Origin of the sequence: Streptococcus mitis, from assembly GCF_008763935.1 — a bacterium.
Lineage (GTDB): Bacteria > Bacillota > Bacilli > Lactobacillales > Streptococcaceae > Streptococcus > Streptococcus mitis_DB.
This window is the reverse complement of record NZ_VTQF01000027.1, coordinates 1-4,223: the sequence shown is the minus strand read 5'-3', so window position 1 is coordinate 4,223 and position 4,223 is coordinate 1. Positions and strand designations below refer to the sequence as shown.

2 protein-coding genes are annotated in these 4,223 nt (G+C 50.1%); both read left to right on the top strand.

All coding sequences use genetic code 11. From position 1 onward, the window contains the following. Positions 1 to 393 precede the first annotated feature (393 nt). Positions 394 to 1,653, top strand: a complete 1,260-nt coding sequence (locus tag F9B91_RS12065; RefSeq protein ID WP_150923302.1) for a glutamate-5-semialdehyde dehydrogenase — start codon at positions 394 to 396, stop codon at positions 1,651 to 1,653. A gap of 289 nt (positions 1,654 to 1,942) precedes the next feature. Continuing rightward, positions 1,943 to 3,913: a calcium-binding protein gene (locus F9B91_RS12060; RefSeq protein WP_150923301.1), complete on the top strand. Its 1,971-nt coding sequence runs from the start codon at positions 1,943 to 1,945 to the stop codon at positions 3,911 to 3,913. Positions 3,914 to 4,223 lie beyond the last annotated feature (310 nt).

Genomic DNA, 4,223 nt, shown 5'->3' with positions numbered 1-4,223 from the left:
AACCTTTTTGTTTGGGTGGGGGATTTTTATTCCGGACAGTAGTGCGCCTGCGCGGGAATGACGGCATAGAGGCTTCTTGTTTTCATTCGCCCTATCTTTTCAAACAGAAGTAGCGTGGGCTTTGCCCACGAAATCTACCCATTCCCGATACGGTGTTTATCCACCATCGTTATTCCCGTTCCTGCCTATGCGGAAGTGAGAATAAATGCCCGACCCACTGCCGCCCGAAACCCACTTCCAAATTTTCAGACGACCTTTCCACCATTGACCTCGAAACTCCATACTGCCGTGAAACAAACCGCAAGTTAGAGCTGCCTTCACCCAGTTTTGTATTGAATTCCCGTTCAGACGACCTTATCATCAACCCATTCCCACTTTTCCCGAAGAAACACCATGCAAAACATCCAAGACTACGTCCGCCACACTGCGTCCGCCGCCAAGCAGGCTTCCTATACTGTCGCTGCCGCCGAAACCGCGCAAAAAAACGCTGCGCTCCTGCGCACCGCCGAACTCATCAAACACCATCAAACCGCCATCCTCGCCGCCAACGCCCAAGATATGGAACAAGCCGAACAGAAAGGTTTGAACGACGCCCTGCTCGACCGCCTGCGGCTGACCGAAAAAACCATAGACGCCATGTGCGAAGGTTTGCGCCAGATTGCCGCCCTACCCGACCCCGTCGGCGAAATGGACGAATTCCGCACCCGCGAAAACGGCTTGCAAATCGGCAAAATGCGCGTCCCGCTGGGCGTTGTCGGCATCATTTACGAATCCCGACCCAACGTAACCGTCGATGCCGCCGCCCTCTGCCTCAAATCCGGCAACGCCTGCGTCCTGCGCGGCGGCAGCGAAGCCTTTAACAGCAATATGGCGCTTTCCAAACTGATTACGCAGGCGTTAGTTGAAAACAGCCTGCCCGCAGCAGCCGTCAGCCTGATTGAAAACACCGACCGCGAAAGCGTCGGCGCCATGCTGCAAAGCCCCGAGTTTATCGACGTCGTCATTCCGCGCGGCGGCAAGTCGCTGGTTTCCCGCATCGCCGCAGAAGCCCGCGTGCCCGTCATCAAACATCTCGACGGCATCTGCCACGTCTATATCGACCGCGCCGCCGACGCCGAAAAAGCCGTCAACATCGCCTTCAACGCCAAAACCTCGCGCTACGGCACCTGCAACACCATGGAAACCCTGCTTGTCCACCAAAGCCGAGCCGCCGAAATCCTGCCCGTATTGGCAGAAAAATACGCCGCCCGCGACGTCGAGCTGCGCGGCTGCCCGCGTACCCTTTCCATCCTGCCCCACATTCAGACGGCCTCCGAAGAAGACTGGGACACCGAATACCTCGCCCCCATCCTCTCCGTCAAAATCGTCGACAGCCTCGAAGAAGCCGTCGCCCACATCAACACCCACGGCAGCCACCACACCGACAGCATCGTAACCGAATCCTACACCGACGCCCGCACCTTCCTGCGCACGGTCGACAGCGCCAGCGTCATGGTCAATGCCTCCACCCGCTTCGCCGACGGCTTCGAATACGGCCTCGGTGCGGAAATCGGTATCTCCACCGACAAAATCCACGTCCGCGGCCCCGTCGGTCTGCACGGGCTGACTTCGCAGAAATGGATTGTGTTGGGCGACGGGCAGATTCGGTCGTAATTCCATCGCTTTCTTGAGTGATAAAACGACAAAAGGTCGTCTGAAAAACAGTTTTCAGACGACTTTTTCAGTTTTACTTTCCCTATTATCGGCACACCAAATGTTTCACCTAATTATTTCTAATTTTAAATTAACATATTAAACAATATATTAAATTATTACATCTTCTCCGTTATTGTTTTCCCCGATACAATCGACATCATGCCATATAAGAAAAATCTATTTAATGTCAAATAGATATAAATTTATTATTCACTCTTCCCGTCCATTTTTCCACAGGAGAACTATTATGGCTGATACATTGCTTTCTTTAAAAAACAACCAATCCGTCGTTATTACCGGTACGGACCGTAATGATACTTTATATGGTAGTACGGGACATACCATATTCTACGGTGGTTTAGGGAACGATACTTACTACAGTAAAAATGCGGGCGATACCATCATTGAGCGTGAAAACGAAGGCCGCGATTTAATCTATAGCAGCACCGACTTTACCTTACCGGAACATGTCGAAGATCTGAAGTTACAGGGCAACAGTATGTTAGGTATCGGCAATGATGCAGACAATGTTATATCGGGCAATTCCAACGGCAACCGTCTATATGGCAAAGGCGGCAATGATCTGATGCTTAGTGGAAATGGCAACGATTATCTATGGGGTGACGATGGTGATGACCGACTTGACGGACTAGGCGGCAACGACGTTCTGAATGGTGGAAGCGGAAACGATTTTCTATCTGGGCATGACGGGGAAGATATCTTATATGGCGGTACGGGTATCGACACCATGCTCGGAGGAAAGGGAAACGATACTTTCTATGTAGATAATGTAAAAGATACAGTCGTCGAAGACACAGATGCAGGCTACGATACGATATACAGCAGTGTTACCTATACATTACCGAACCACGTTGAAAAACTGATTTTAGAAGGTAAAGACAATATCTTCGGCTTTGGCAACAATGCCGATAACAGCCTTATCGGCAACAACGGCAATAATCGCTTGAGCGGCGGGCGCGGTAGCGACACACTCTATGGCATGGAAGGTAACGACCTATTAATGGGTGGTGATGATCGCGACGAACTTTACGGCGGACAAGGTGATGACATCCTGCGCGGCGATGCAGGCAACGACCTGCTAGACGGAGGCTATGGCAACGATACTTTAGACGGCGGCAGCGGTGCAGACACTATGGCCGGCGGCTTGGGAAATGATGTCTATCATGTTGATAATGTAAACGATACGGTTATTGAGGAAACGAACGGCGGTATCGACACGATTTATAGCAGTGTTACCTATACCGCACCAACCCACGTTGAAAACCTAACGCTGACAGGCAACGACAATACCTTCGCATTCGGCAACAACGCCGATAATATTCTGACGGGAAACAGCGGCAATAACCGATTAAGCGGAGGACGCGGCAGCGACACGCTATACGGCAATGAAGGCAACGACCTGCTGATGGGTGGGGATGGTAACGACCATCTCTACGGCGGTAACGGAGCTGACACCATGCGTGGCGATGATGGTCATGATAATTATTATGTGGACAATATCAATGATAAAGTGATTGAACGCTGGGGAGAAGGTGTCGATACGATATATAGTAGTGTTTCCTACACAATCCCAACCTACGTCGAACACCTGACCCTGACCGGCAGCAACAACACTTTCGGCATCGGCAATTACGACGACAATACCATTACCGGCAACAGCGGCCACAATCAATTAAACGGGGATGGCGGCAATGATACCCTTTACGGCATGAGTGGAGACGACCTGTTGTCGGGCGGCAGCGGAAACGACTATCTCTACGGCGGCGACGGGGATGACAGGCTGAATGGAGGAGACGGGATCGATTACCTCCACGGCGGCGACGGCAACGACTACCTCACAGGTGGTTCGGGCAGCGATACCATCGTTACAGGTGCAGGCAAAGATACCGTCGCTTTCTCCACCTCAGACATTCGCTACGGCAGTATAGACCGCATTACCGATTTCAACCCTTATATGGACAAGCTTGACCTGTCCGGTATGCGTTCCCTGCTAAGCGGCAGCGAGGCAAATGTGAGCTGGTCGGAACTGTTCGTCAAAAATCCTTATTATTACGACACCGGCCGTTCTTACCTCGTCTTCGACTCTGTATCTCAAACCCTCGCCTACCGAGCGGCAGGTGCAAGCAGCAATACCGTGTTCGCCAAATTTGACGACAGTCAGGCTGCTTGGCTGAGTGCATCTAATATCATTGGCTAAAAATTCACAGGGTAGAACTGAAAATTTGAAACAAATCTGCTTCTGAAACTCAAAGTAAAGATTCAAGATAAAATGCAAATTTAAAATTTTCTATTATTTTCAATGGATTGAGTTATTTTTTAACAAAATAAGACACCGCTGTTATTAACAGTGCAGTCTATCCTGAATTAACTTAATAAAACGTCGTCTGAAAACCTTATTGCAGTTTTCAGACGACGTTTTCGTATTGTTTTATCTGGAATTTCTCTTATAGTCAAACAAAACAAAAAATACCCAACAAAGCCTGCTCAAAAGACAAACAGCCGGACAT

Excerpts from the sequence above, each read along its gene's own strand:
- F9B91_RS12065 (WP_150923302.1), top strand. The coding sequence starts at position 394 with ATGCAAAACATCCAAGACTACGTCCGCCACACTGCGTCCGCCGCCAAG.
- F9B91_RS12060 (WP_150923301.1), top strand. The coding sequence starts at position 1,943 with ATGGCTGATACATTGCTTTCTTTAAAAAACAACCAATCCGTCGTTATT.